Source organism: Streptomyces mirabilis, from assembly GCF_039503195.1.
Classification (GTDB): Bacteria; Actinomycetota; Actinomycetes; order Streptomycetales; family Streptomycetaceae; genus Streptomyces; species Streptomyces mirabilis_D.
In genome coordinates, this window is the sequence record NZ_JBCJKP010000001.1 from 3541462 (window position 1) to 3568325 (window position 26864).

The 26864-nt window shown below is 69.5% G+C and carries 25 protein-coding genes and 3 pseudogenes; 17 read left to right on the plus strand and 11 right to left on the minus strand.

Annotated elements, in window-relative coordinates; genetic code table 11:
- Window positions 1-110: 110 nt before the first annotated feature.
- The gene (locus AAFF41_RS16695) at window positions 111-983 is read right to left on the minus strand and encodes a hypothetical protein (RefSeq protein WP_343324146.1); all 873 of its coding nucleotides are present in this window, start codon (window positions 981-983) and stop codon (window positions 111-113) included.
- A 269-nt stretch (window positions 984-1252) separates the two neighbouring features.
- Between AAFF41_RS16695 and AAFF41_RS16700 the strand changes: the two genes are divergently transcribed.
- A complete protein-coding gene (locus AAFF41_RS16700; RefSeq protein WP_319743932.1) occupies window positions 1253-3826 on the plus strand; it encodes a M14 family zinc carboxypeptidase in 2574 nt (857 codons plus the stop codon).
- A gap of 85 nt (window positions 3827-3911) precedes the next feature.
- On the opposite strand, the gene AAFF41_RS16705 is transcribed toward AAFF41_RS16700, so the two are convergent.
- The gene (locus AAFF41_RS16705) at window positions 3912-4331 is read right to left on the minus strand and encodes an organic hydroperoxide resistance protein (protein ID WP_319743934.1); all 420 of its coding nucleotides are present in this window, start codon (window positions 4329-4331) and stop codon (window positions 3912-3914) included.
- Window positions 4332-4444: 113 nt separating this feature from the next.
- Window positions 4445-5464, minus strand: coding sequence for an NADP-dependent oxidoreductase (locus tag AAFF41_RS16710; RefSeq protein WP_319743937.1), 1020 nt, complete (start codon window positions 5462-5464; stop codon window positions 4445-4447).
- Window positions 5465-5588: 124 nt separating this feature from the next.
- On the opposite strand from AAFF41_RS16710, the gene AAFF41_RS16715 reads away from it, so the two are divergent.
- Complete coding sequence (locus AAFF41_RS16715) at window positions 5589-6023, plus strand: MarR family winged helix-turn-helix transcriptional regulator (protein WP_343324147.1); 435 nt, start codon at window positions 5589-5591, stop codon at window positions 6021-6023.
- A 72-nt stretch (window positions 6024-6095) separates the two neighbouring features.
- Here AAFF41_RS16715 and AAFF41_RS51590 read toward each other — a convergent pair whose 3' ends face one another.
- Window positions 6096-6917, minus strand: a complete 822-nt coding sequence (locus AAFF41_RS51590) for an SCO2400 family protein (RefSeq protein ID WP_425526131.1) — start codon at window positions 6915-6917, stop codon at window positions 6096-6098.
- Window positions 6918-7183: 266 nt separating this feature from the next.
- Between AAFF41_RS51590 and AAFF41_RS16730 the strand changes: the two genes are divergently transcribed.
- The 8 genes from AAFF41_RS16730 to AAFF41_RS16765 all read left to right on the plus strand — a co-directional run bounded on the left by AAFF41_RS16730 (window position 7184) and on the right by AAFF41_RS16765 (window position 17985).
- Window positions 7184-8341, plus strand: a complete 1158-nt coding sequence (locus tag AAFF41_RS16730) for a mandelate racemase/muconate lactonizing enzyme family protein (protein WP_054233607.1) — start codon at window positions 7184-7186, stop codon at window positions 8339-8341.
- The gene (locus AAFF41_RS16735) at window positions 8338-9342 is read left to right on the plus strand and encodes a zinc-dependent alcohol dehydrogenase (RefSeq protein WP_343324148.1); all 1005 of its coding nucleotides are present in this window, start codon (window positions 8338-8340) and stop codon (window positions 9340-9342) included. Before AAFF41_RS16730 ends, AAFF41_RS16735 begins: the two co-directional genes overlap by 4 nt.
- Window positions 9343-9558: 216 nt before the next feature.
- Window positions 9559-10527: a hypothetical protein gene (locus AAFF41_RS16740; protein ID WP_054233605.1), complete on the plus strand. Its 969-nt coding sequence runs from the start codon at window positions 9559-9561 to the stop codon at window positions 10525-10527.
- 141 nt (window positions 10528-10668) lie between these two features.
- Window positions 10669-11781, plus strand: a complete 1113-nt coding sequence (gene chvE / locus AAFF41_RS16745; protein ID WP_351515909.1) for a multiple monosaccharide ABC transporter substrate-binding protein — start codon at window positions 10669-10671, stop codon at window positions 11779-11781.
- A gap of 32 nt (window positions 11782-11813) precedes the next feature.
- Window positions 11814-13364, plus strand: coding sequence for a multiple monosaccharide ABC transporter ATP-binding protein (gene mmsA, locus AAFF41_RS16750; RefSeq protein ID WP_319744517.1), 1551 nt, complete (start codon window positions 11814-11816; stop codon window positions 13362-13364).
- Window positions 13361-14605 carry a multiple monosaccharide ABC transporter permease gene (gene mmsB / locus AAFF41_RS16755; protein ID WP_343324149.1) on the plus strand — a complete coding sequence of 415 codons (1245 nt, stop codon included), beginning with the start codon at window positions 13361-13363 and terminating at the stop codon, window positions 14603-14605. Before mmsA ends, mmsB begins: the two co-directional genes overlap by 4 nt.
- A 209-nt stretch (window positions 14606-14814) precedes the next feature.
- Window positions 14815-15963: an aldose epimerase family protein gene (locus AAFF41_RS16760; RefSeq protein WP_097284557.1), complete on the plus strand. Its 1149-nt coding sequence runs from the start codon at window positions 14815-14817 to the stop codon at window positions 15961-15963.
- Between the two features lie 180 nt (window positions 15964-16143).
- On the plus strand, window positions 16144-17985 hold the full coding sequence (locus AAFF41_RS16765; protein WP_343324150.1) for a pyridoxal phosphate-dependent aminotransferase: 1842 nt from the start codon (window positions 16144-16146) through the stop codon (window positions 17983-17985).
- A gap of 44 nt (window positions 17986-18029) precedes the next feature.
- On the opposite strand, the gene AAFF41_RS16770 is transcribed toward AAFF41_RS16765, so the two are convergent.
- On the minus strand, window positions 18030-18935 hold the full coding sequence (locus AAFF41_RS16770) for an NmrA family NAD(P)-binding protein (protein WP_319743951.1): 906 nt from the start codon (window positions 18933-18935) through the stop codon (window positions 18030-18032).
- Between the two features lie 149 nt (window positions 18936-19084).
- Here AAFF41_RS16770 and AAFF41_RS16775 point away from each other — a divergent pair, with 149 nt between their 5' ends.
- Complete coding sequence (locus AAFF41_RS16775) at window positions 19085-20353, plus strand: ABC transporter substrate-binding protein (protein WP_319743953.1); 1269 nt, start codon at window positions 19085-19087, stop codon at window positions 20351-20353.
- Here AAFF41_RS16775 and AAFF41_RS16780 read toward each other — a convergent pair.
- A pseudogene (locus tag AAFF41_RS16780) lies at window positions 20262-20639 on the minus strand (ATP-binding protein); the annotation flags it as partial. The gene AAFF41_RS16775 and the pseudogene AAFF41_RS16780 sit on opposite strands and share 92 nt — an antisense overlap.
- A 214-nt stretch (window positions 20640-20853) precedes the next feature.
- On the opposite strand from AAFF41_RS16780, the pseudogene AAFF41_RS16785 reads away from it, so the two are divergent.
- From AAFF41_RS16785 to AAFF41_RS16795, 3 genes and pseudogenes are all read left to right on the plus strand, one after another.
- Window positions 20854-21228 (plus strand): annotated as a pseudogene (locus AAFF41_RS16785) (Scr1 family TA system antitoxin-like transcriptional regulator); the annotation flags it as partial.
- A gap of 109 nt (window positions 21229-21337) precedes the next feature.
- Window positions 21338-21493 (plus strand): hypothetical protein, encoded by a 156-nt coding sequence (locus tag AAFF41_RS16790; RefSeq protein ID WP_159055304.1) that lies wholly within the window; start codon window positions 21338-21340, stop codon window positions 21491-21493.
- A gap of 27 nt (window positions 21494-21520) precedes the next feature.
- Complete coding sequence (locus tag AAFF41_RS16795; RefSeq protein WP_319743958.1) at window positions 21521-22261, plus strand: DUF2637 domain-containing protein; 741 nt, start codon at window positions 21521-21523, stop codon at window positions 22259-22261.
- Window positions 22262-22291: 30 nt separating this feature from the next.
- On the opposite strand, the gene AAFF41_RS16800 is transcribed toward AAFF41_RS16795, so the two are convergent.
- Together AAFF41_RS16800 and AAFF41_RS16805 are read right to left on the minus strand one after the other, a co-directional pair.
- Entirely contained in the window at window positions 22292-23065 is a 774-nt protein-coding gene (locus AAFF41_RS16800; protein WP_343324152.1) for an RNA polymerase sigma factor, read from the minus strand.
- 29 nt (window positions 23066-23094) lie between these two features.
- Window positions 23095-23316, minus strand: a pseudogene (locus AAFF41_RS16805) (alpha/beta hydrolase); the annotation flags it as partial.
- A 43-nt stretch (window positions 23317-23359) separates the two neighbouring features.
- Between AAFF41_RS16805 and AAFF41_RS16810 the strand changes: the two are divergent.
- On the plus strand, window positions 23360-23776 hold the full coding sequence (locus tag AAFF41_RS16810) for a nuclear transport factor 2 family protein (protein WP_319743963.1): 417 nt from the start codon (window positions 23360-23362) through the stop codon (window positions 23774-23776).
- Between the two features lie 42 nt (window positions 23777-23818).
- On the opposite strand, the gene AAFF41_RS16815 is transcribed toward AAFF41_RS16810, so the two are convergent.
- Window positions 23819-24211, minus strand: a complete 393-nt coding sequence (locus AAFF41_RS16815) for a VOC family protein (protein WP_319743965.1) — start codon at window positions 24209-24211, stop codon at window positions 23819-23821.
- Window positions 24212-24215: 4 nt separating this feature from the next.
- On the minus strand, window positions 24216-24728 hold the full coding sequence (locus tag AAFF41_RS16820; RefSeq protein ID WP_190168715.1) for a DinB family protein: 513 nt from the start codon (window positions 24726-24728) through the stop codon (window positions 24216-24218).
- Window positions 24729-24837: 109 nt separating this feature from the next.
- Here AAFF41_RS16820 and AAFF41_RS16825 point away from each other — a divergent pair, with 109 nt between their 5' ends.
- On the plus strand, window positions 24838-25905 hold the full coding sequence (locus AAFF41_RS16825; protein WP_217565766.1) for an alpha-hydroxy acid oxidase: 1068 nt from the start codon (window positions 24838-24840) through the stop codon (window positions 25903-25905).
- 287 nt (window positions 25906-26192) lie between these two features.
- On the opposite strand, the gene AAFF41_RS16830 is transcribed toward AAFF41_RS16825, so the two are convergent.
- Window positions 26193-26414: a hypothetical protein gene (locus AAFF41_RS16830; protein ID WP_319743966.1), complete on the minus strand. Its 222-nt coding sequence runs from the start codon at window positions 26412-26414 to the stop codon at window positions 26193-26195.
- Here AAFF41_RS16830 and AAFF41_RS16835 point away from each other — a divergent pair.
- The gene (locus AAFF41_RS16835) at window positions 26413-26820 is read left to right on the plus strand and encodes a DUF4232 domain-containing protein (protein ID WP_319743968.1); all 408 of its coding nucleotides are present in this window, start codon (window positions 26413-26415) and stop codon (window positions 26818-26820) included. The genes AAFF41_RS16830 and AAFF41_RS16835 overlap by 2 nt on opposite strands.
- Window positions 26821-26864 lie beyond the last annotated feature (44 nt).

Genomic DNA, 26864 nt, shown 5'->3' on the forward strand with positions numbered 1-26864 from the left:
CGACCAGCCCCCACCGTCCCCGGCCGAATGGATCCGGGCGGGCGGGGGATGTGGGGGCGCAACCCCCGGCCTCACCGGTCCGCGGTCGAAGGCGGGAGGCGGCGACTCGGCTAGGTCGGCGTCACCGCCACCACAAGCCCCTGTTCCGCCGTAGGCGACACCGCCGCGGAGACCCGTACCGCCACCGCCCGAGCCACCCGCCCCGTCCGTGACGCCGACGCCAGGAGCAGGGGCTGTAGGTGTTCGAGGCCGGAGACGAGGAACTCCTCGCCGGCGATCAGCACCGGCCGGACCGCGTCCGTCGTGGCCGCCGCCGCCTCCGTGAGGTCGGCGAGCGGCGGCAGCGCGGCCCGCACCACCCCCACCCCCGCCGCGGCCGCCCGCTCGGCCAGTGCCACCTGCAGCGGCAGCAACGGAGCCAGCGTCGAAGTCAACGCATCGGCGATACGCCGGAGTTCGGGCGAGGAGTCGCGCAACACGTCCGCCACCGCCCGTATCACCGGCGTCAAGGCGAGCAACGCCCCCGCCCCCGCCCCGGCCACCGCGGGCAGCAACGGCGACCCCGCCTCCAGCAAGTCCCCCAACGCGTCCGCCGCCTCCTGCACCGCGGGCTCCACCGCGTCGAGGATCGGCAGCAGACTGTCCCCCAGCGCGGCCAGCAACGCCTGCGCGGGCCGGCTCACGGGATGCACCGCGAGCGGCGCCCCGGTCGTTCCGAGCCGCGTCAGCGTGTCCACGATCCGGTAGAACGCCTCCTGCGCCTGCGGAGACGCACTCGCCTGCGCCAGCTCCGCCGTGGTCTCCCGGAGCACACGCAGCGCCTCCGCCCCCGACCCGTCCCGGGGGTCGAAGGTGTTGAGGGCGATTCTGGTGATGTTCCCGGCCGTGTCGAGGAGTTGGCCGGTGATGTCGGTCGTGCTGCGCGCCATACGCAGCACGTCATCCCTGCTGGGGATGCTGGGGAGCGACGGAATCGGGGACATGAGCCCTCCTCGCCACGCACGGCACCTCGCCCCATGGACCCGTCCGCTGGCCCCCTACGGCGTCTTATGGCCTCAGCATGCCCCCTTCGGCCCGTCGGCGATGCACCATCCGTGGCATCCATGGCGTCCGGGGCGGCCACCGTGGCCCCCAGGCCCTCTTGTTGAGGAAGAGTCGAACAGGTACACCTCGCCCTACCGACCTGTACGCCCTACCGAACCGTGCCCTACCGACCCGTACCGATCTCAGGCCCCCACCGGAGGTACGACGCGTGCGCTTACCGCGACCCGTCCTGATCGCCACTGTCCTCACCGCCGCGACCGGATCGCTTCTCCTCGCCCCGCCCAGCGCCACCGCGGACCGCGAACCCCCCGTCCGTGAAGGGGCGGGTCGTGAAGGGACGGACCAGCCCACGGGTGCCGCCGGAGCCCCGGCGAACGCCGCCCGCAACGCCCTCACCAGCCTCGTCACCGACCTGTCCGACTCCGGCCTCGCCGCCCCCCGCCGTGGCTATCCGCGTGAGCAGGTCCTCTCCCCCGACCCGGAGAACCCGGCGGACAAGTCCATCAAGCTGGGCCTCACCCCGTACCACGCCATCGCCCCGAAGCTGAACGCCCTCCAACGGCTCGGCGACCGTGTCAGCGTGGAGGTCGCGGGCCGCTCGGCCGGCGGTCACCGGCTCTACCTGGTCACCGTCACCGCCCCGGAGTCCGCCCGCGAATCCCTCGACCAGGAGCGGATGCGCGAGCTGATCGAGAACGCGCCGCAGGCGGCGGCGAAGGACCCGGCCGTCAAGGCTTCGTACAAGACGCCGGTCTTCTTCGACAACAACATCCACGGCAACGAGTGGGAGGGCACCGACGCCGCCCTCCAGCTCATCGAGCGGCTCGCGAGCGCGAAGGACGCGCAGACGACCGACCTCCTCGCCCACAGCCGTCTCTACTTCAACATCACGGCGAACCCGGACGGCCGGATCGCGGGCACCCGCGCCAACGCCAACGGCTTCGACCTGAACCGGGACTTCATCACCGCCTCACAGCCCGAGGCGCGCGCGATCCGCCAGATCGCCATCGACAAGCAGCCGGCCGTGATGCTCGACCTGCACGGGTACGTCAACGGCACCCTGATCGAGCCGACGACCCCGCCGCACGGCGAGAACTACGAGTACGACCTCTTCCTCAAGAACACCTACGCCAACGCCCTCGGCATGGAGGCCGCCGTCAACGGCCTCGGTTACACCCCCGCGAAGGACGGTGTCGAGCCCGTCCAGATCCCCTTCCGTGACCAGCAGGAGGGCTGGGACGACTGGCCGCCGATCTTCACGCCCCAGTACCAGGCGTTCCACGGCGCGGTCGCCGCGCACACCGTGGAGATCCCGCTGGCGGTGAACAACTCGGAGTACGACACCCTGCCCGTGGCCGAACTCCGGCGCAGGTCGGCCATCAACGTGGACGTGGCCGGCGCGGCCATGCGCGCGACCCTCGCCTACGCCCGGACCCACCGCGCCTCGATCATCGCCGACCAGATCGAGGTCTTCCGGCGCGGCGCGACGGGCGCGGCCCAGGTGCCGGTCTCGGCGGAAACGGTGCCGGGGGTGCCCGGCATCGGTCCCGAGGACGTCTACACGACGGACTTCCCGCGTGCCTACGTGATCCCGGCGGGCGGCGCCCAGCGTTCGGCGACGGCCGCCGCCCGCCTCGTCGACCATCTCCTCGCCAACGACGTCCGTGTCACCCGCGCGACCCGCGACTTCCGGCTGGCCGGACGGTCGTACGCGAAGGGCTCGTACGTCGTCGACCTGCACCAGCCCAAACGCGGTCTGGCCAATGTGATGCTGGCCGACGGGCGGAACATCAGTGACAAGGTGTCGGTGATGTACGACATCTCGGGCTGGAGCCTGGGACGGTTGTGGGGCGCGACGGTCGTGCCCGTACGGAGCGGGGGGCTGTCGGCCGTGGCCACCCGTCGGGTCGAAGCCGCCGCGCGGGTCGGGTACGTCGCCCCGCGTGGCGACCTGCGTCTGCGTCTCGACACCCCGCAGGAGATCGCCGCCCTCAACTCCCTTCTCGACAGCGGGGTTTCGGTACGGCGGCTCGCGGACGGCAGTGTCGTCGTGCCGGGATCGGCGCGGGCGCGGGCCGCCGCTCTCGCCCGTACGTACGACGTGGCCTTCGACGCGACCGGACAGACCAGGACGACCGAAGGCAGCCCGGTAACACCCCTGCACCGTGTCCGCGTCGCCGCGGCCGTCACGCCGGGTGAGCTCTTCGCGCTGCGGGAGATGAACTTCGACGTGGTGCCGGTGTCGACGGCCGTCCTGAACGCGGGCTTCGACTGGTCCGCGGTGGACGTGCTGTTCGTGTCGTCGGGACTCGACCACGCCGGTTTGAACGCGGGCGCGCGGACGGCGCTGGACACCTTCCTCCACACCCACGGTCTCGTCGGCCGCGGAGCCGTCGGAGCCGCGCTCAACTCGGCGGCCGGGCTGCTGGCGGTGCGGCCGGTGGAGGGCAACGGTGACGCCAACGGCGTGGTGCGGGTGGTGAATTCGGGCGGACCGCTCACCGCGAACGCGCCCGACCACGGCTTCGTCTACGCGCCCGTCTGGTTCACCGATCTCGGCCCCGGCGTGCGTGTCGAGCAGGCGTACGCGCCGGGCGATCCGCTCGTCTCCGGGCACTGGCGCCCGCTGGCCGACGGGACGGGAGGGCCTGAGGCCGCCGGCGGCCAGGCCGCTGTCGTCAGCGGTCCGCATGCGGTGCTCTTCGGTACGGAGCCGCTCTTCCGCGATCATCCGAAGGGTGAGTTCCCGCAGGTGGGAAGGGCGCTGCTGACCGTCTCGTAGGACACTGCCGTCCGTCCCCCACAACAGGGCGAAGGCCGCACCCCACGTCCTAGGGTGCGGCCTCCGCCGTGTACAACGAGCGCTGTCAGACGAGCGTCACGGTGATGTTGCCGCGGGTCGCCTTCGAGTAGGGGCAGACCTGGTGGGCCTTTTCGAGGAGGTCCCGTGCGGTGGCCCCGTCGACGTTCGGGATCGTCGCGGAGATCTCCACGATGATCCCGAACCCGTCCTCGTTCTTGCCGATGCCGACCTTCGCGGTGACGGTCGAGCCGGAGACGTCTGCGTTCTCCTGGCGGGCGACGACGCCGAGGGCGCCCTGGAAGCAGGCGCTGTACCCGGCGGCGAAGAGCTGTTCCGGGTTGGTCCCGGCGCCGCTGCCGCCCATCTCCTCGGGCGGGTTCACGACGACGTCGAGCCTGCCGTCGTCGGTGGCGACCCGGCCGTCGCGACCGTTCTCGGCGGTGGCGACGGCGGTGTAGAGGACATCGGAGTGCTGGATGGACATACGGTGCGTTCCTCCTTGGCCCGCCGCGACTCGCGCCCACGATCACGACGGTTTCGGAAAGAAGTTACCGTATGTCGAAAGTCCAGCGACAGCCTCTCCGGAGAACCGGAGGGTCAGAGCTTGACGATCATCTTGCCGACGTTGTCGCCGCGCAGGACTCCGAAGAACGCCTCCAGGTTGTTCTCGATGCCCTCGACGACCGTCTCGCGGTACTTGAGCTCGCCGGAGCGGATCCAGGCGCCGACCTCCTGCACGAACTGCGCCTGGAGGTCGTAGTGGTCGCCGACCAGGAAGCCCTCGATGCGGCCGCGGGTCTGGATGAGGCGGGCGAGGTTCTTCGGGCCGGGGACGGGCTCGGTGCTGTTGTAGACGGAGATCATGCCGCAGACGGCGATGCGGCCGCCCCGGTTGAGGGAGCCGATGGCCGCCTCCAGGTGGTCGCCGCCCACGTTGTCGAAGTAGACGTCGACGCCGTCCGGGGCGGCGGCGCGCAGCTGCTCGCCGACCGGGCCGTTCTTGTAGTTGAAGGCGGCGTCGAAGCCGTACTCCTCGACGAGCAGCTTGACCTTCTCGTCGGAGCCGGCGGAGCCGATGACGCGCGAGGCGCCCTTGAGCTTGGCGATCTGCCCGACCTGGCTGCCGACCGCGCCGGCGGCGCCGGAGACGAAGACGGAGTCGCCCTCCTTGAAGGAGGCGGTGCGCAGGAGGCCCGCGTAGGCGGTGAGACCGGTCATGCCGAGGGCACCGAGGTACGTCGACAGCGGCGCGGCCTGCGGGTCCACCTTGACGGCCTGCTTGGCGTCCACGACGGCGAATTCGCGCCAGCCGAAGAAGTGCAGGACGTGGTCGCCGACCTCGACGCCCTCGGCGTTGGAGGCGATGACCTCACCGACCGCGCCGCCCTGCATGACCTTGCCCAGCTCGAAGGGGGCGACGTAGGACTTGGCGGCGCTCATGCGGCCGCGCATGTACGGGTCCACGGACACGTACGCGTTCCGTACGAGGATCTGACCCTCCCCCGGCTGCGGGACCTCGGCCTCGACCAGGGCGAAGTCCTCGGGCTTCGGCCAGCCGACCGGGCGGCTGACCAGGTGCCATTCGCGGTTGACGGCGGGGAGCTGGGTCTCGGTCATGAGGGGGTGCCTTTCCTACGTGCGTGCGCGGGTACGTGCGACTACGGCTCTAATACTTCAGTACCTGAAACAACCATGCTCCTCCATATTTCATGATGTCAAGTAACGGGGTAGCCTGGAGCCCATGGCCACGCAAAGAACAACCCGTATCGACCCGCTGACCCTCGAGGTCGTGGACCTCATCGGCACGGTCGTGGCCCGCTATCACGAGGAGTACGAGGACGCTGCCGCCGAGCATGCGCTGACCGGGGCGCAGGCGCGACTTCTGAGCCTGCTCTCCCTGGAGCCGCTGCCGATGCGGCGGCTCGCCCAGAAGCTGAAGTGCGAGCCGTCGAACGTGACCGGGATCGTGGACCGGCTGGAGGCGCGGGGCCTGGTCGAGCGGCGCCCCGACCCGTCCGACCGCCGCGTGAAGCTGGCCGCGGCGACGGAGGAGGGCAGGCGTGTGGCGCGCTCCCTCCGCGACGCCCTCAACTTCGCCCGTGAGCCCCTGGCGGCCCTCTCCACCGAGGAGCGCCTGTCCCTCCGGGACCTCCTGCGGAGAATGCTCACGCCGTAGTTTTCGGGCGCGGCCGCTGCGGGCCGGTCGCGCAGTTCCCACGCACCCGCAGCCGAGAAGACCACGGAACCCCTACGTGCACCACCACAGGAAACGGTTGCACCGCGAAGGTGAAGGCGACGGCGACGGCGCGGCCGAGGTCGGCGCGGCCGTCGGCTTGGGGGACGACTTCGGTGGAGTCGAGGACACGGGGCCGGACGTCGCGGACGGCACCACACCGGTCCCCGTCGTCGCCGACTGCTCCTGTGTGTCCTTCTTGTCGTCCTTGGACTTGTCACCCTTGGCGGACTTGGAAGCGGAGGGAGACGCCGATGCGTCAGGAGAGGCCGTCGCGGTGGACGTACCCCCGGACGAACCCCCCGCATCGGTGATCGGCCGCGCCGTGCCGGCATCCGAGGACGCCGACCCGTCCGCCGGCTCACCCCCGGCCGCGGCCGGTTTCGGCAGCAGCCCCGGCCCGTCCATGCCGAGCTCGGCGAGGCTCAGCCCACCCGCCGCCAGCACGAACCCCGCGGCGATGAGCAGCACCCGACGCCGCCGCCGACGATGCGCCGCGGCCTTCCGGTCCCGCCGGCTCGCACCGCCGGGCCCCTCCGAGTCCCGGCCCCGGCCCCGTCCGCGCCCACGGTTCCGCCGCCGGGCAGCGGCCCGTCCGGACCGCTCCCCCTCGCCGTCCTCGTCGTCATCGTCATCGTCATCGTCATCGGGATCTTCATCGTCGTCGTTGTCGCCCTCGTACAACGAGTCGACACCGGCATCGACCGCCCCCGCGCCCGTTCCGGCACGCATGTCGGTCTGGTCCGCATGCGCGCGGAGCTGTTCGGCTGAGGTGCCGCACCCCGGGCAGGCAAGGGCGCCGTTGAGGTGCCGTCGGCACGGGTCGCAGTAGTCCATGACGCCGGAAGACTAAGTTCCTCACAGGTAACGTTCATAGTCACAGCTGTGAAAGTTATGTGGGGAACCACCTGTTCCGGCGCGCCCCGCACCCCGTTCGCACCATCGCGCGCGCGACGAGCCGAGGCATACCGGCAAAATCCGCCGCCGATCGTTCCGTTCGACCCATTGACACCTCCGGGGCCACGTCCTTACTGTCACGCCAGCATTTCGAACGTGTGACGAAATTTCGAACAAGAGCCGCAAGAGCACAGGGGGCAACTGCCGTGCGCATCACGGGAATCAGCACACACGTGGTCGGGACGCCCTGGCGCAACCTGACCTACGTCCAGGTGCACACCGACGAGGGCCTGACCGGAGTCGGCGAGACCCGCATGCTGGGCCACACCGACGCACTGATCGGCTATCTGCGGGAGGCGGAGGCCAATCACATTCTCGGCTCCGACCCGTTCGCTGTCGAGGACCTCGTCCGACGGATGAAGTACGGCGACTACGGGCGCGCCGGCGAGATCGTGATGTCCGGCATCGCGGTCATCGAGATGGCCTGCTGGGACATCAAGGGCAAGGCGCTCGGCGTCCCCGTGTGGCAGCTGCTCGGTGGCAAGGTCACCGACAGGGTCAAGGCCTACGCCAATGGGTGGTACACGACCGAGCGAACTCCGGAGGCCTATCACAAGGCCGCCCAGGAGGTCGTGGCGCGCGGGTACAAGGCGTTGAAGATCGACCCCTTCGGGACCGGGCACTTCGAGCTCGACCACGAGGCGACGCTCTACTCCGTCTCGCTGATCGAGGCCGTGCGCGACGCGATCGGCCCCGAGGCCGAGTTGATGCTGGAGATGCACGGCCGTTTCTCCCCCTCCACCGCCGTCCGGCTCGCCCGCGAGCTCGCGCCCTTCAAGCCCGCGTGGCTGGAGGAGCCGGTCCCGCCGGAGAACCTGAAGGCCCTGGAGAAGGTCGCCGCCAAGGTGGACATCCCGGTCGCGACCGGTGAGCGCATCCACGACCGCATCGAGTTCCGCGAGCTCTTCGAGAGCCAGGCCGTGGACATCATCCAGCCCGACGTCGGTCACATCGGCGGCATCTGGGAGACGCGGAAGCTGGCCGCCACCGCCGAGGCGCACTACGTCCTCGTCGCGCCCCACAACGTCGGTGGCCCCGTCCTCACCGCCGCCTCCCTCCAAGTCGGCTTCACCTCCCCCAACTTCAAGATCCTCGAACACTTCAACGACTTCGCGGACGCGGAGATCAAGAAGGTCGTGAAGGGCGCCCCGCAGGTCGTCGACGGCTACTTCGAGCTGTCCCACGAGCCCGGTCTCGGCGTCGAGCTGGACGTCGACGCGGCGGCCGAGTTCCCGCAGCAGCAGGCCCGTTTCGACCTGTGGGCCGACGGCTGGGAGCAGCGCAAGCCCAAGGGGTCGCAGTGAGCACCGCGGTCGTCGTCGAGGCGCCGGGCGAGCACCGGCTGATCGAGCACGAGCCGGTGCGGCCGGGCGCCGGTGAGGCCCTGGTGCGGGTGCACGCCGTGGGTATTTGCGGCAGCGACCGCGAGGTCTACCAGGGCAACCGTCCCGACGGGTACGTCCGATATCCGCTCACGCCCGGCCACGAGTGGTCGGGGACCGTCGAGGCGGTCGGGGCCGGGGTCCCGGAGTCGATCGTCGGACGCAAGGTCGTCGGCGAGGGGTTCCGCAACTGCCAGGTCTGCGACCGCTGCCACGCGGGCGAGACGACGTTGTGCACGGCGGGGTACGAGGAGACCGGGTTCACCCGGCCGGGCGCGATGGCGACCACGCTGACCCTCCCGGCGCGGCTGCTGCACGTGCTGCCGGACGACGCCGACCTGACGGCGGCGGCCCTCCTGGAGCCCGCCGCCTGCATCGCGGCCGCCGCGCTGAAGGCGAACGCCCTGCCCGGTGAGCGGGTCGCGGTGGTCGGGACCGGCACGCTCGGGATGTTCGCGATCCAGTTCCTGAAGGCGAACTCTCCGGCGGAGCTGCTCGTCGTCGGGACCCGGCCGGACCGGGCGGCACTGTCCAGGGACTTCGGCGCCACCGACTTCCGTACGAGGGACCAGGAACTCCCCGACGACTTCGACGTCGTCATCGAGACCGCCGGGTCCGCGTCCGCCGCGCACACCGCCGCCTCCCTGCTGAGGCGCGGCGGACGTCTGGTCCTCACGGGGATCCCGGCGCCGGGCGCCGAGGGGCTCGACCCCACCGATCTCGTCGTGCGTCAGCTGGAGGTGCACACCGTGTTCGGTGCGCCGCCGGCGGCCTGGGCGCACACCGTGCGGGTCTTCGGGGCCGGGCTGCTCAGCCCGTTGCCGCTGGTCACGCACGAGTTGCCGCTCGCCGAGTTCCCGCAGGCCATCGAGTTGGTGGGGTCCGGCGATCCCAAGGTCGGAAAGGTCCTGCTGAAGCCGTAGTCCCCCGAGCCGTACGCCGGTACGGAGTTACCTGACGGCTCCGTACCGGCGTACCACCAAGGCCCCGCACACCCAAGGCCGCGAACCTCGTTCGAAATATCGAACATACCGGCGCACGCACCGTGCGCCGGGACACGCACCACCTCTCTGCACACGCACCACATCTGCACCCGCACCACATCTGTACGCGCCACCCTCGAACACGAAGGACAGCCAGTGACCGACGCCGCCCCTACGGCAGCCCGTCGACCCGGTGAGCAGGCGCTCGCCGCGCTCGGCCTGGGCGCGCCCGCCCTCTCCCCCGCCGACGCCTCGCCGCACACCTTCCCGGGGGGCGGCCGTTGGCGCACCGAGGTTCCCTCCGTGGAGGGGCCCGAGGCCCTGGCCGTGGTCCTCAAGGAGTCCTCGCGGCTCGACGTACCGATCCACCGGATCAGCCAGGGCAGCGGTGTCTGGATGCTGACCGACGCCGAGATCACCGAGATGGTCGAGGCCACCGGTGAACGAGACATCGAGCTCTGCCTGTTCACCGGGCCGCGCGGCACCTGGGACATCGGCGGTTCAGTGCGCTCGGACTCGCGCGGCGGCGGTCTGCGGGCCCGTGGCCACGACGCGGTGGCCGGCTGCGTCGAAGATGCCCTCCGCGCAACGGAGTTGGGCGTCAAGTGCCTCCTCGTCGCCGACGAGGGCGTCTTGTGGACCCTGCACCGGGCTCGTGCGGCGGGGATCATCCCGGCCGACACCACCCTCAAGCTCTCGGCACTGGTGGGTCCGGTCAACCCGGCCTCGTACGCGGTGTACGAGAACCTCGGCGCGGACTCCATCAACGTGCCGAGCGATCTGACGCTCGATCATCTCACCGAGATACGGCGAGTTTCGGCCGCCCCGATGGACATGTACATCGAGGCTCCCGACGACCTCGGAGGCTATGTGCGGATGTACGAGGTCGCCGAGCTGATCCGGCGCGGCGCACCGCTGTACCTCAAGTTCGGCCTGTCCAAAGCCCCCGGAATCTACCCGTACGGGCACCACTTGAGGGACCTGACCCTGAACACCGCCAAGGAACGGGTGCGTCGCGGCAGGCTCGCCCTGGACCTGCTCGCGCGGCACGGAGCGGACGGCGACATGGCGCCGCTCGGCTCCCGGCTGCCCGGAACTCTCACGCGCTTCAACACCACCTCATAACGTTCGCACAAACCCCCTTCACACAAGCCGACACAGCCGCGCACAATCCCACACACCTCTACTCGGTCTTCCCTCGCAACGCTCTCGGAGCATCCCCGTAACGCGAGACCGAGCCGGTCCAAGACATCAAGGATGATGATCATGCGTAACCGCAGAGCCGCTCTCACCGCCATCGCCGGCGCGGCCTCCCTCGCCCTCACCCTGACCGCCTGCGGCCAGAACAGCGACGGCGGCAGCAAGGACTCCTCGGGGAGCACCAAGGGCGCCACGATCGGCATCTCGATGCCGACCAAGTCCTCCGAGCGCTGGATCGGCGACGGAAACAACGTGGTCAAGGACCTTCAGTCGAAGGGCTACAAGACCAAGCTGGCCTTCGGCGAGGACGACCCCGACACCCAGGTCTCGCAGATCGAGAACATGATCACGCAGGGTGTGAAGGCCCTGATCATCGCGGCCATCGACAACAAGTCGATGAACAACGTGCTCCAGCAGGCCGCCGACGCGAAGATCCCGGTGATCTCCTACGACCGACTGATCCTCGGCACCAAGAACGTCGACTACTACGCGTCGTTCGACAACGAGAAGGTCGGCGAGCTCCAGGGCAACTACATCCTGCAGAAGCTCGGTCTCGCGGACGGCTCCAAGAAGGGCCCGTTCAACATCGAGCTCTTCGCCGGCTCGAACGACGACAACAACACGAAGTACTTCTTCGGCGGCGCGATGAAGGTCCTGCAGCCGTACATCGACAAGAAGCAGCTCAACGTCAAGTCCGGCCAGACCGCGCTGAACCAGGTCACCACCCTGCGCTGGGACGGCGGCACCGCCCAGAGGCGCATGGACGACATCCTGACCTCGTCGTACAAGAGCGCCCGGGTCGACGCGGTGCTCTCGCCCTACGACGGCATCTCCATCGGCATCCTCTCCTCGCTGAAGTCGGACGACTACGGCTCCAAGAGCAAGCCGCTGCCGGTCGTCACCGGCCAGGACGCCGAGCTGGCCTCCGTGAAGTCGATCATCGCGGGCGAGCAGACGCAGACCGTCTACAAGGACACCCGCAAGCTGGCGACGGTGGCCTCGGGCATGGTCGACGCGGCCCTCAAGGGCAAGAAGCCCGAGCTGAACGACACCAAGACGTACGACAACGGCACCAAGGTCGTCCCCGCCTACCTGCTCCAGCCGGTCAGCGTCGACAAGACCAACTACGAGAAGGAACTGGTCGGCACCGGCTACTACAAGGACAGCGACCTCAAGTAACCGCCACCCTCTAGTGATTGGAAGGCACGACCATGGCGGGACCCGTCCTGGAAATGCGCTCGATCGTCAAGACCTTTCCCGGCGTCAAGGCGCTGTCGGACGTCACTCTGACCGTCCAGCAGGGCGAGGTCCATGCCATCTGCGGGGAGAACGGCGCCGGCAAGTCGACCTTGATGAAGGTCCTCTCCGGCGTTCACCCGCACGGGAGTTACGAGGGGGACATCCTCTTCGAGGGGGAGGTCTGCTCCTTCAAGGACATCAGGGCCAGTGAGCACCGCGGCATCGTGATCATCCACCAGGAACTGGCGCTGGTGCCCTACCTCTCCATCGCGGAGAACATCTTCCTCGGCAACGAGCACGCCACCCGCGGGCTCATCAGCTGGACCGAGACGCTGCGGCACGCCTCCGAGCTGCTGCGGCGGGTCGGGCTCGACGAGAACCCGCAGACCCGCGTCGCCGACATCGGCGTGGGCAAGCAGCAGCTCGTGGAGATCGCGAAGGCGCTGTCGAAGCAGGTGAAGCTGCTCATCCTGGATGAGCCGACGGCCGCCCTGAACGACGAGGACAGCGGCAAACTGCTGGATCTCATCCTGGAGTTGAAGAACCAGGGCATCACCTCGATCATCATTTCCCACAAGCTGAACGAGATCGCGCGGGTAGCGGACTCGGTGACGATCCTGCGTGACGGCCGGACCATCGAGACCCTCGACGTGAAGGCCCCGGAGACCACCGAGGACCGGATCATCAGCGGCATGGTCGGCCGCGACCTCGAGCACCGCTTCCCGGAGCGGACGCCGCACCACCCGGAGGAGGGCACCGCGCCCGCCCTGGAGGTCCGCGACTGGACCGTGTTCCACCCGATCGACCAGCAGCGCAAGGTCGTCGACGACGTGTCGATCTCCGTACGGCGCGGCGAGATCGTCGGCATCGCGGGACTCATGGGCGCCGGCCGCACCGAACTGGCGATGAACGTCTTCGGACGCACCTACGGCCGCTACGCGGGCGGCACGGTACTCCGGGACGGCAAGGAGATCCGTACCAAGACCGTCTCCGAAGCGGTCGGACACGGCATCGCGTACGTCACCGAGGACCGCAAGCACTACGGCCTCAACCTCATCGACACCATCAACCGCAACATCACGCTCAGTGCCCTGGGCAAGGTGTCGAAGCGCGGGATCGTCGACGAGCACGAGGAGCGGCAGGTCTCCGAGGGCTACCGCAAGTCCATGAACATCAAGGCGCCGACCGTCTTCGAGCCGGTGGGCAAGCTGTCGGGCGGCAACCAGCAGAAGGTCGTCCTCAGCAAGTGGATCTTCGCGGGCCCCGAGGTGCTGATCCTCGACGAGCCGACCCGCGGGATCGACGTGGGGGCAAAGTTCGAGATCTACACGGTCATCGACAAGCTGGCGGCCGAGGGCAAGGCGGTCGTCTTCATCTCCTCCGAGCTCCCGGAGCTGCTCGGAATGTGCGACCGCATCTACACGATGGCCGCAGGACGGCTGACGGGTGAGTTCTCGCGGGCGGAGGCCTCGCAGGAAACGCTGATGCGCCAGATGACGAAGGACAAAGAGGTAACCCGATGAGCACGGATGTGACCGCCAAGACGCCGGCCCCGGCGCCGCCCGGCAAGAGCGGCTCGGCCACGGGCGAGAGCCTGCTTCAGCTGATGCTGGACGGCATGCGCCGCAACATGCGGCAGTACGGCATGCTGTTCGCCCTCGGTCTGATCGTGGTGCTGTTCGCCGTGTGGACCAACGGCGACCTGCTGCTGCCGCGCAACGTCTCCAACCTGGTGCTGCAGAACAGCTACATCCTGATCCTCGCGATCGGCATGATGCTCGTCATCATCGCGGGCCACATCGACCTGTCGGTCGGCTCGTTGACGGCGTTCGTGGGCGCGGTGGGAGCCGTGCTGATGGTCAACCACAACATCTCCTGGCCCATCGCCCTGGTGCTGTGTCTGGCCATGGGCGCCGCCGCGGGCGCCGCGCAAGGGTTCCTCATCGCGTATCTCGGCATACCGTCGTTCATCGTGACCCTGGCGGGCATGCTGACCTTCCGCGGTCTGACCGAGATCTTCCTCAAGGGCCAGACGATCGGCCCGTTCCCCGAGGGTCTGCAGAAGGTCGCCAACAGCTTCCTGCCCGAGGTCGGCCCCCACACGAACTACCACAACCTGACCCTGCTCCTGGGCATCGGGCTGATCGCGTTCGTGGTGGTCAAGGAGACCCGCGACCGCAAGCGGCAGACGGAGTTCTCCCTCGACGTACTCCCGCGCAACCTCTTCCTCCTCAAGCTCGTCGCGCTGATCGCCGCCGTCGCCACCGTCACCATGCTGCTCGCCAGCTACAAGGGCGCCCCGGTGGTCCTGCTGATCCTCGGCGTCCTGGTCGCCGGCTTCGGCTACCTGATGCGCAACGCGGTCATCGGCCGGCACATCTACGCGATCGGCGGCAACCTCCCGGCGGCCAAGCTGTCGGGTGTGAAGGACAAGAAGGTCACCTTCCTGGTCTTCCTGAACATGGGCATGCTCGCGGCCCTGGCGGGTCTGGTCTTCGCCGCCCGCTTCAACGCGGCCTCGCCCAAGGCCGGTCTGAACTTCGAACTGGAGGCGATCGCGGCCTCGTTCATCGGCGGTGCGTCGATGAGCGGTGGCGTGGGCACGGTCCTCGGCGCGATCATCGGTGGTCTCGTCCTGGGCGTGCTGAACAACGGTATGAACCTCGTCGGCATCGGCTCCGACTGGCAGCAGGTCATCAAGGGTCTGGTACTGCTGGCCGCGGTCGGGTTCGACGTGTGGAACAAGCGCAAGGTCGGTTCGTAAACGACAGGGGCCCCGCCGACAGGCGGGGCCCCGTCTCCTTGCAGGACTCGGCTTCCTTCACTGCAGGAGCCGCACGTGACTCAGCCCACCAGTCCGAAGGCGGCGGGCTTCCAGCCCGAACCTGTCCCCGAAGGAACAACAGAAAGATGCCGCACAACTACGCACCGCACAGGCCGGGGAAGCGATTCCCCCCTTTACCAGGAGCCGCAATGGAAACGAGCAGACGTACGGTCATCGCCGCGGCCGCGGCCGCGGGACTCGCCGCCGGCACGGTCGGCACCGCCCACGCCAGCACAGGAGGCAGGAAGCCGGTGAAGGAGCTCTTCGGCAAGCTCGCCGACGGCACCAAGGTCTACCGCTGGTCGCTGGAGAACGGCGGCACGCGCCTGAAGGTCATCTCCTACGGCGGCATCGTCCAGTCCCTGGAGATCCCCGACCGGCACGGCCGCTACGCCAACGTCTCCCTCGGCTACGACAACCTCGCCTCGTACGTCGCCGGGACGACGTTCTTCGGGGCGACGATCGGCCGCTACGGCAACCGCATCGCCAAGGGCCGGTTCACCCTGGACGGCAAGGCCTACCAGCTCTCCGTCAACGACGGCGTGAACAGCCTGCACGGCGGCGCCAAGGGTTTCAACACCAAGGTGTGGGACATCGAGGGCTTCACCTCGGGCTCCGACGTCGGCCTGCACCTGCACTACACCAGCGTCGACGGCGAGATGGGCTACCCGGGCACGCTGAAGGTGCAGGTGACGTACACCCTCACCCGGCACGGCGACTGGCGCATCGACTACCGGGCCACCACCGACAAGGCCACCGTCGTCAACCTCACCAACCACACGTACTACAACCTCGCCGGTGAGGGCAGCGGCGGCATCTACGACCACGAGCTGCACCTGGCCGCGGGCCGCTACACGCCCACCGACTCGGGGCTGATCCCCACCGGTGAGCTGGCCAAGGTCGCGGGCACCCCCTTCGACTTCCGCAAGGCCAAGCCGATCGGCCGGGACATCCGTGTCGGCCACCCGCAGCTGGTCACCGCCAAGGGCTTCGACCACAACTGGGTCCTCGACAAGGGCGTCACCGCCAAGCCCGAGCACATCGCGACCCTGCGCGACCCGAAGTCCGGCCGCACCCTGAAGATCGCGACGGACCAGCCGGGCGTGCAGTTCTACTCGGGCAACTTCCTGGACGGCACCCTGGTCGGCCCCTCCGGGCACACCTACCGGCAGGGCGACGGCATGTGCCTGGAGACCCAGCACTTCCCGGACTCGCCGAACCACCCGTCGTTCCCCTCGACGGTGCTGCGACCTGGGCAGACGTACCGCACGACGACGGTCCACTCGTTCAGCGCGTGACGTCCGGCTGACATCCGTGTGACATCGGGGCCCCGCTGGTGACGCCACCGGGGCCCTTTCGGTTGCCTGGAAAAGTCAACCCTTACTCGATCCCCACGAGTTGAACGGCGCCTCCTCCGCCTCCGTATGAAAGGGCGGCCCGTGCTCCCCCGCACGGGCCACCCAGAGACCGGAGGTTCCATGGCCGACAACGTCGCCTCGCTGTTCCGCGGCACTGCGGCGCACAGCCCCTCGATGGCTGCGCTGGCCCGCGAGAGCGATGGAATCGGCCCGATCGACTTCTGCATCCCGTGCAACCCGTACTTCCCCACCCCCGGTATGTTCGACGAACTGGCCGGGCGGTTGCGCGAGATCATCACGTACTACCCGAGCAGCGCCGACACGATCACGGCCGAGCTGTGCGCGCTGCTCCAACTCCCGCCGAGCTGCGTCGCGATGGGCAACGGTTCCACGGAACTGATCACCTGGATCGACCACCTGCTCGTGCGCGAGTCCCTCGCCATCCCCGTCCCCACCTTCGGCCGCTGGACCGACCAGCCCATGGAGACCGGCAAGCGGGTCGACATGTTCCCGCTCATGGAGTCCAACGGCTTCGCTCTGGACCCGGCCCAGTACATCGAGTTCATCCGCGCCCGCGGCACCCGTGTCGCCGTCATCTGCAACCCGAACAACCCCGACGGCGGCTTCCTCAGCCGCCGTGCGGTCGTCAACTTCATGGACCAGCTCCAGGACCTGGACCTGATCGTCATCGACGAGTCGTTCCTGGAGTTCGCCGACGCCGAGAACGACCCGAGCGTCGTGGAAGAGGCCGTCCTACGGCCCAACGTCATCGTCCTGCGCAGCCTCGGCAAGAACTTCGGCCTGCACGGCATCCGCTTCGGCTATCTCGTGGCCAACCCCGCGCTCGCGGGCAAGATCCGCTCCATGCTGCCCAAGTGGAACCTCAACTCCTTCGCGGAGACCGTGGTGTTCATGCTCAAGGAGCACGGCGCCGAGTACATGGAGAGCCTGCACCTGGTGCGCCGCGACCGCCTCGACATGGCCCGCCAGCTCTCGGCGCTCCCCGGTCTGACCGTCTATCCCTCCCAGGGCAACTTCCTCTTCGTACGGCTTCCCGTGGGCGCCGAGGGCACCGTCGTGCGCGACCGACTGCTGAGCGAGCACCGGATCCTGGTCCGTGAGTGCGGCAACAAGATCGGCTCGTCCAGTCGCTTCCTGAGACTCGTAGTGCGCCCCGAGACGGACGTGCGTCGCCTGGTGTCCGGCATGGAACAGGTGCTCTACGGGTCCAGGAGGGGAGCCGCCGTACCCGAGCTGGGCACAGGGACCAGCTACAGCTCGGGTACGGCGGCGGTGGACCGTCTGATCAGCGAGACGAACGGGGTCGGCATGCCACTGGCCGCGCAGGCCGCCGCGATGCCGAGCCTGCCGCCCGCCCAGACCTGGCCGGGCCCGGCGCCGGCGCAGGCCCCCACCGGGATGCCGGGCCTGGTCCCCGCCCCTGCTCCGGCCGCCGCGATGATGCCGCAGCAGCAGCCCGCGGCACGCATGCCCGCGCCTGCCCCGCCGCAGCGGCAGCCCATGCCCGCGGTCGCCCAGATGCCCAACGTCGCGCAGATGCCCGGGGTGGCCCCGATGCAGCCCGCCCCGCAGATGCAACCGGCCGCCCAGATGATGCCGCAGGCGCCGCCGATGTCCGCGGTCGCTCAGATGGCGCAGATGGCCCAGGCCGCACAGGCTCAAGCGCAACGACAGCAGGCGCCGATCCCCGCCGTCGCCCAGGCCCCGTCACCGGCGGCCCAGGCGCAGGCACGGTCGATGCAGCCGCCGCCGCAGGCACCTGCGATGCCCGCCATGGCCCCCGCCCCGGCCGCCGGGCTGGGCCAGACCGGCATGCCGGGCCTGCGCAACCGGGGCCTGACCGCCGCCCAGGTACGGGGCCGCACCGAGCCGGAACCGGCACCCGCGCCCCAGCCCACGGGCTGGCCGGCGGCGGGCGCGATGTACAACCAGGTCGGCTAGGACCTGCCCAGCCGATCACGGCGGAGACGCGGCGTGCGCGGGGTTCAGCCCAGGTAGAAGTCCCTGCGCGCGGCCACGAACGCCTCGATCGTCCGGGCAGGCACGCCCGTGACGCGTTCGACGTCGTCGGACGCGCGGTCGTAGCGGTTTTCCCGGTGCAGTCGGGCCATGGTGGCGATGTGCTGTTCGGTGTGCAGCGGCAGGCCCGCCTCGGCGAGCACCTCGGTCCGCCACTGGCCGAGCGGCACGTCGACATAGGACACCGGACGCCCCAGCGCCCGTGAGAACTCCTCGGCCATCTCGGTCATGTCGACCGTGCGTGGCCCGGTCAGCTCGTAGACGTGCCCGACGTGCGGGGCCGGATCGCGGAGCACGGTGGCGACGACGCGGGCGACGTCGTCCACGGCGACCGGCGAGGTGCGTCCGGTGCCGAACGGCAGCGCGATCGTGCCGTTGTCCCGGATCGATCGCGCCGCCAGTGTGGTGAACAGCGGATTGTCCAGGAACGCCGTCGGCCGGATGTGGACCACCGGCAGACCCGACCAGTCCAGCACCTGCTCCGACAGCCAGTGCAGCCGCTGCTGGTGCGACTCCCCGGTGCTGGTGGCGGTCATCTGCGACACCGTCATCTGGGACATGTCGACCAGGCCGTCCAGCTCCCCCTGCTCGCGCGCCACGCTGGCCACCACGGTCGCCGCGAGCAGCTGGTCCGGCGACACGGGCATCGCGAAGTACATCCGCCCGACACCCTCCAGCGCGGCGGCGACGGTCTCGGGCCGGGTCAGGTCTCCGACGACGACCTCCGCGCCGAGCACACGCAGCTCGGCCGCACGCGCGTCGTCGCGGCGGACCATCACCCGCGCGGGCACGTCCCACGCGCGCAGTTGGTCGAGGACCGTGCGGCCCACGTCACCGGCGTTGGAGATGAGAACAAGATTGCTGGCAACCAACGGTCGATCTCCTTGTGAGTCGTTGACGGCGCCCATGAGATCACCTGCCCCGTCACACCACCGGAACCAAAACGCAATGGCGGCGGCCCTGTGGCCACCGCCCCTCCCGGCCTACGATCAACGCTCTTCGTCCAGGAGGGGTGGGTGCCGTGCGTCGCAGAGCCCGGATCATGATGACGATGACGGCCGCGCTGGGCCTCACGGTGGGCGTGAGCGGCTGCGGCACGGACTCCGGGTCGGGGGCGAAGACCACGACCCTCACCGTCGTCGCCACGAACTACGGCGACAGCGTCCACAAGAACTCCATCGGCTTCTGGGACCGCGTCGGCCTCGCCTTCCAGGCCGCCCATCCCGACATCCGGGTGGAGACGAAGGTCTACCCGGCCGACGAGGTCGACGCGAAGGTCGCCGCACTCGTCCAGCAGGGCAGGGCGCCGGACGTCGTGCAGACCGACAGCTACGCCGAGTACGCGGCCAAGGGCATGCTCTACCGCGCGGACGAGCTGCTGTCGATCTCCGCCCAGGGCAGCTTCGTACCGAGCCTCGCGGAGGCCGGGCAGGTGCGCCGCGTCCAGTACGGCCTGCCGTTCACGGCGAGCACCCGCCTCCTCTACTACAACAAGGACCTCTTCTCCCGGGCGGGCCTGAAGCCCCCCACCACCTGGCAGCAACTCCTCGCGGACGCCCGCGTGTTGAAGGCCATGGGCGTGACGTACCCGATCGCGCTGCCCCTCGGCCCGGAGGAGGCGGAGGCGGAGACCCTGACCTGGCTGCTGGCCGGGGGCGGCGGCTACACCGACAACAGCGGCAGCTACGCCCTCACCTCGAAGGAGAACGTCTCCACACTGAAGTGGCTGCGCTCCTCCCTCGTCGCCGAAGGTCTCACGGGCCCGACCCTCCCCGGCAAGCTCAACCGCGGCGCCGCCCTCCAGGCCTTCATGGACGGCAAGGCGGCCATGGTCAACGCCCCGCTCTCGCTGATGCGCCAGATCGAGGACTCGACCCTGAGCGTCCCCTACGGCACCGTCGCGCTCCCGAGCCGTACCGGCCGGACCGTGCCGACCATGGGCACGGCCGACTGGACGATCGCCTTCCGCTCGGCCGGCCATCGCGAGGCGACGGGCGAGTTCCTCGACTTCCTCTACGGTGACAAGTACGTCACCCAGCAGGCCGCCGAGTACCAGCTCCTGCCTGTCACCACCGCGGCGAGCGCCGCCATGCGCGAGGACAAGCAGTACAGCAAGCTCTGGAACGGCCTGGACGCCCTGGACAACATGGAGCTCTACCCCCTCTCCGAGACCAACTGGTCCCAGGTGGTGGCGTCGATCAGGACAGAGATCGGCAGGTCGGTGGCTCCGGGCGGGGATCCGGAAGCGGTGCTGTCGTCGATCGGGAAGGCGACCCGCTCGACCTCCTGACCAGGGACAGCCACCCCGGCAGGTCGACCTCGGCGCGGACGGTCTTGCCGGGCGGCTCCCGGTCCAGCACCTCCCACCGGTTGGCGAGTGCCTCGCCGAGTACGAGGCCCCGCCCGCCTTCGTCGAGAGGACGGGCGGCCGGTACGGCACCGGGTCCCGGCGGACGCGGCCCACTGCGCGTGTCGATGGCCTCGACCCGGACGCTGCCCGTGACGAGCGACAGCCGCAGCTCGAAGTCCCTGCCGGGTACACGCCCGTGCGTGACGGCGTTGGCGGCCGGCTCGGCTCGCTGCGTGAACACACGTACGGTAACCGGGTGTTGGGGGGGTGGGTGGTGCGGTCATGGGCCCAATCTGGCGGTGATCACGGCCACTTCACCAGGTCGGCGCCGCGTACGCTGCGGGAGCGTGGGCGGTGACGGACTGGAGCGCACCGGTCACTGGTCGCGACCGTGGGCTGCGGGAGGTGACCCATGGGGGTCGATGGTGCGGTGGGGACGGGTGGAGAAGGGGCGGAGGATGCCGGATCCGACGTTCGTCGAGCGGGCGGAGGAGGTGCTGGGCGACACCGGGGCGTTACGGAAGGCGGCGGGGCATCCGGCGAGGCAACCGGGGTTGGCGGCGTGGTTTCGGCAGTGGGCGAGGTGGGAGACGACCGCGAACACTCTCCATACCTATGAGTGCCGGTTGATTCCGGGGTTGTTGCAGACGGAGGCGTATGCGCGGACGTTGTTCAGGAACCAGCTGCCCCCGACGGACGACGAGCAGGTTGAGGCGCAGTGGGTGGCGCGAGGCGAGCGGCAACGCGCTGACGTCCGCCCCACGGATCCCCACAACGGGCCCCGCCGGAAGCCGGCGGGGCCCTCGCCTCGATAACACCACGATCATCTCAATTGATCTGTGGATCTATGGACGCACATTCCCCTGAATGACCGAATGCCTTACGCCCTATGGTGCTCGTTATTCAGCCGTGACGACAAAAGATATGCACGCAAACGACTGGCTCGATACCGCCGACGGGAGGGCACGCCTGGAGCACTGCGCGGACCTGCTCGAGGAGTTCCTCAAGGCCATGACCCGCATGGAGAGCGAATACCTGCGGGCCACGTGGGACGGACACACCGCAGATGGATCCCGCTGAGCCAGGGCGCAAAGGAGCCGCAGACAGATGGACTGGACTCAGGACGATCCCACCCTCCGCGACATTCAGCTCGATCCGCGAGCCACCGCCTACGATCCGCTGAACCCCCCGTTCACCGGCGCCGATCCGCTCGGGACGCAACACTTCTGGCACGTCCCCGAGCCCGCGATCGAACCGGACGCGTGGGATCCGGACGAAGAGCTGGCGCAGATGCTGTACACGACGTCGAGCGTGACGCCCGCCGCTCCGGCCCCGCCGCACAGCCACGCCCTGCCGCGCCGCCCGGTCAACCGGCGCAGGCCCCGGCCGGGATTCCACGCCATTGCAGCTAAACACAGGATCATCACGGTTGTTTTCCTGGTCGTAATGATCATTGTATCCGCAGTGATGATGCTGGGATGGTCCGTCTCTTATTCATACAACCAACTGCGTGGCATTTCACTTCTGGTCGTTTCGGCAAAGTTGGCGCGATGGTGGCCGCTGATGGTGTACGGACCGTGGCTCGTGGCGGGTCTGTCCATTCTTCGGGCATCCGTTCAGCACCGGAGCGCCAGACGGTCCTGGTCCGTGATGCTGATCGCCTCCGCCACGGCGGTCGCCCTCTGCGTCGGCCAGTCCCCGCGCTCCCTGCTGGCGATGGTCGTCGTCGGAATCCCACCCATCACCGCCCTGATCTGCTTCCGGGAACTCGTCGGCCAGATCTCGCCCCACCACGGACCTCGGCACGCCTGCCAGACCCTGAGGCGGCCCAAGCAGCCAAGACCTTGATCGTCACGGCCGTCCCCGCCGGAACAACGCTCACCGCGGAGGTTCGGGGAAGACCACCCGTAGTCGTTGAACTCCTCTGTCCCGCCGGAACATGAGCCAGGCGAGGGTCGGCGGGCAGGGGCTGACGGCGCCGACGGGATTGATGACGTCCATCTCCCAGATGGTGATGTCCCGGCCGGCCACCACATGGCGCAGGTGCTGGCGCACCCCGGATTCCTGGTTCTGCCGCATGGCCGGGAAGGGGTGGGTGCGTTCCCCTGTTCGGCCGAGCGCACCGACCAGCTCGGTCTCGGCCGGCCACAGCTCGGCTGTCTCCCGGGGCAGGTTGCCACGCGCGACACCGTGCAGGGTCTCCAGGGCCTCCTGCCTGCTGCCCTCGGTGAGAACGGAAGCGTCGTCGTGCGCCTGGGCGGCGGTCGACAACAGCACCTGGGCCGGCTTCGCCCTGGCCTGGTTGAGCCGGCTGCGCACCGTGCCCACCGGTATCTCACAGGCGGCGGCGATCTCCTGGTACGAGGTGATGCCGCTGAAGTGCCGCAGCATCAGCACCAGCCGCAACTGCTCGGGCAGCTCCTCCACCGCGTCCCAGATCCAGTCCCGCATCGCGTGCTCCAGTCCGGGCGTCTCCCGGGCGACACGCGGCCGCATGCGGGCGGCGTTGCGCACGACCGCCCGCAGCCAGGCTCCCACGGCCGCGGGATCCCGTACGTCCCCGATGCGTCGCAGCGCGGTCAGTGCGGCGTCCTGCACCACGTCCTCCGCGTCGGGGCCGTAGCCGAGCAGGCTCATCGCCACCGCGCGCATCGCCGCCTGATGGCGAGCCAGCAGCAGCTCAGGTCACCGGCGAAGGACACGGCGAACTTCTCCCGGTCGAGGAAGAGGAACCCGTCGTTCGGGGGCAGGATCGGCGGGACGGGAACTCCGGGCGGCGGGTCGGCGATGAGGGTGTTCACGGACTCGCCCTTGTCAGGTGCGAACGCCGCGACGTACACGAGTGTGCACACGTTCTCGTGGTTGCCCGCCTGGGAGATCACCGCGCCGCCGTAGGAGTGTCCGGTCTCATGCCACACGCGACGTACGCACATGGAAGGCCCCGCCATGACACTCGCCACCGAAGACCGCCTGGCCATCACCGAGTTGGTTTCCCTGCACGGCCATCTCTTCGACGACGGACGCCTCGACGAACTGACGGAACTGTTCACCGAGGACGTCGTCTACGACGTGTCCGCCTTCGGACAGGGCGAGTTGGTCGGGATCGCGGCGATCCGGGAAGCGGCCCTCGTCCTCGGCGCCGCGAACCCCGTCGCCCATCACGTCACCAACATCGTCATCACCGACGACCTCGGAGACGGCCGCGCGCGGGTGCGGTCCAAAGGACTGGGGGTCATGGCGGACGGCCGGTGCGGATCGGTGTCGTACGAGGACGTCGTGGTGCGACGTGACGGGGCGTGGCGCATCACGCGGCGGAGGGTGGAGGCACGTCGGGTGCCATTGAACGGGGTGACGCGCGCCTAGCGCTGTCGAACGGGGTGACGCGCGCGTAGCACCGGCGCGCGCTCAGCCCAACTCGCCGCGCTCCACGCAGAATTCGTTGCCCTCCGGGTCGGTGAGGGTGACCCAGCCGCCGCCGTCCGGGCGGGTGTGGTCGGCGATCTGGCGGGCGCCGAGGGAGAGGGCGCGGGCGACCTCCTGGGCGCGGGTGCGGCCCTGCGGCTGGAGGTCGAAGTGGATGCGGTTCTTGGCCGACTTGCCCTCGGGGACGCGCACGAAAAGCAGCATCGGACCACCGGACGGGTCACGCAGCACCGCCTCCGGGTCACCCGGCTTGTCGTCGTCGTCCAGCGGACGGCCGAGCAACTCGCTCCAGAACAGGCCGAGCTCGTACGGATCGCCGCTGCAGTCGAAGGTGAGGGTGCGGATGGTCGGGTGCAGCCCCGCCGACTCGCCCATGGCTTCAGGCTCCCTTCTCGCCGTCGACCAGTTCCCGGACGATGTCCAGGTGGCCGTTGTGCCGAGCGGTCTCCTCGATCAGATGGAGCACGATCCAGCGGAGGTCCATGTATCGGCCGTCGCGGAAGGGACGCTTGGCCCTGGTGTCCAGGTCGTGCTCGGCGACCAGAAGACGGTACCGGGCGCTCTGCTCCTCGTACTCGTCGAGGAGTTGGGGCAACGGCACGTCGACGGCGATCCGCATCTCCGGATCGGGATCCTCCTCCGTCGCGGCCGCGATCGGCCCGTCGTCCTCCTCACCGAGGAACATTACGTGGAACCAGTAGTGCTCGACCCAGCGCAGGTGGCTGATCAGCCCACACAGCGTCATCAGCGGGGATCCGGGGAGCGGGGCCTGCCGCGCGCCCTCCGGCGAGACTCCCTCGCACTTGGCGCGGGCGGTGGCTCGGGCGTAGTCGAGGAAGGTGGTCAGTTGGGTGCGTTCGTCCCAGGCGGTGGGCGTATCGGTTCGCGTCATAGGGGTGCAGCATCGCCGTCCCGCCCCTCGGTGTCGAGCGAATTAGACCGCCGAGGCGGGTGCCTGGGGCACCCTTGCTTCGTCGTACCGTACGACGAAGGGATGTCAGGTGACAGACATCGGTCGCTGGATGGACGGTCTTCAGGAGCGGGCCGCCGAGGTGCTGCCGGAGGACGTCTACGCGTACTTCCGGCGCGGCGCCGGTCGCGGCATGAGCGTCGCGGAGGCGACCTCGGCCTGGGACCAGTTCCGTTTCCGGGCACGGCTGTTGCGGGACGTCTCGACGTGCGACGCGTCTACGACCGTACTCGGCACGCCCGTTCGTACCCCCGTACTCGTCGCGCCCAGCACCCTGCAGCGCAAGGCCCACCCGGACGGGGAGGCCGCCACCGCGCGGGGCGTCGCGGCGGCGGGTTCGCTGCTGGCGGTGACCTCGAACACCGCGGTGCCGTTCGCGGACCTGGTACCGAGCGGGGCACCGTGGTGGGTGCAGGTGTACGTGGCCCGGGACCCCGTGCTGACCATCGAGACGCTGGAGCGGGCCCTCGCCGCCGGGGCGCGGGCGGTCGTACTGACCGCCGACACGCCGCCGGTCAACGGGTCGCGGGGCAAACGTGGCACGCAGGTCGACGACTTCATCGGACCGGAGGACCTGTACGGCAACGTCACCGGGATTCCCTCGCCCGAGGCGGCCGAGCGCGCACCCGATCTGACCCTCGACGTCATCGGCTGGCTGCGTGAACGGGCCCGCGGCCTCCCCATCGTCGTCAAGGGCGTGCTGCGCGGCGACGACGCCCGGGAACTGGTGGCCGCGGGAGCGTCCGGCCTCATCGTCTCGAACCACGGTGGACGGCAACTGGACGGGCTGGTGCCCACCGCCTGGGCCCTGCCGGAGGTCGTCGACGCGGTAGCGGGCACCGGTGCCGAGGTCTACGCCGACGGCGGACTGCGCCGCGGCACCCACATCCTCGCCGCCCTCGCCCTCGGTGCCCGGGCCGTGTTCATCGGCCGGCCCGTCCTGTGGGCGCTGACCGTCCGCGGCGCCGCCGGTGTGACCCGCCTGATCGACGACCTCACCGACGAACTCGTCGAGGCCATGAGCCTGACCGGCACACCGAGCGTGCTCGAACTGACCCGCGACCTCCTGTGGGCGGCTCCCCGACCGCCACTCGATTGACCGAACATGCGGACCATTGATCAAAGATGCGGGCCTTGATCGAACATGCGGGCCGTCGGCGATCGAGGTGTCCCGAAATGCACAGTGCGATCTGCTGTGTCACCGTCATGTCACAGACAGCCCGGCAGGTGAACCCCGGAAGCCGATGACGCGCTCTGAAGCGACGAGTGTCGGTGAGAGACCGGCGCCTGAACCACTTCGGGGGACTTCATGTACGGCATCGGTATCCGCAGAGTCGCGACGGCCATGGTGACCGCGTCGGCGGCCACCCTGCTCATGACCGCGTGTCAGCCGGGCGGGAGCCCGGCGGGGGCGGGCTCTTCGCCGTCGGGCGCTCCGGTCAAGCCGGCGGCGTCCAACTCCACCTCCACCTCCACCTCCGCTTCCCCCTCCACACCCTCCGCACCCTCCACCCCCGCCGCATCCGCCACGTCCGGCTCTCCGGCGCACACCGCGACGCCGTCCACCGGTGCGAAGGCCTGCGGCCTGCCGGATCTCAAGGTGTCCATGTACCAGGCCACGGTGCGGCCGGACGGTACCGGGACCGGCGCGGCGATCGTCGAGATCACCAACGTGTCCGGCAAGGCGTGCACCGTCCAGGGGTATCCGACCGTGGCGGGGGCGGGCAACGGTTCCCCCGAGAAGAACCGTCCGCTCACGGTGACCACGACCGGGGGCGCGTCCAGGGTGAAGGTCACGGCGGGCGGGAAGGCGTGGACGAAGCTGACGTTCGTGCAGGTCCAGGGTGAGGCCGACGGCTACTGCAAGTCCGGAGCCACACCCGCCAGCTACCCGACGCTGGTGGTGGGCGTCCCGGGTGCCGGGGCGCACCAGGTCGCGCTGACGGACGGTGTCATCGCCGAGTGCGACGACAAGGTGACAGTCACCGCCCTCTCGGCGGCCAAGCCCTCCTGACCCACCCGCCCCGCCCGTACCGGCCGTACCGCGTAATCCACGCG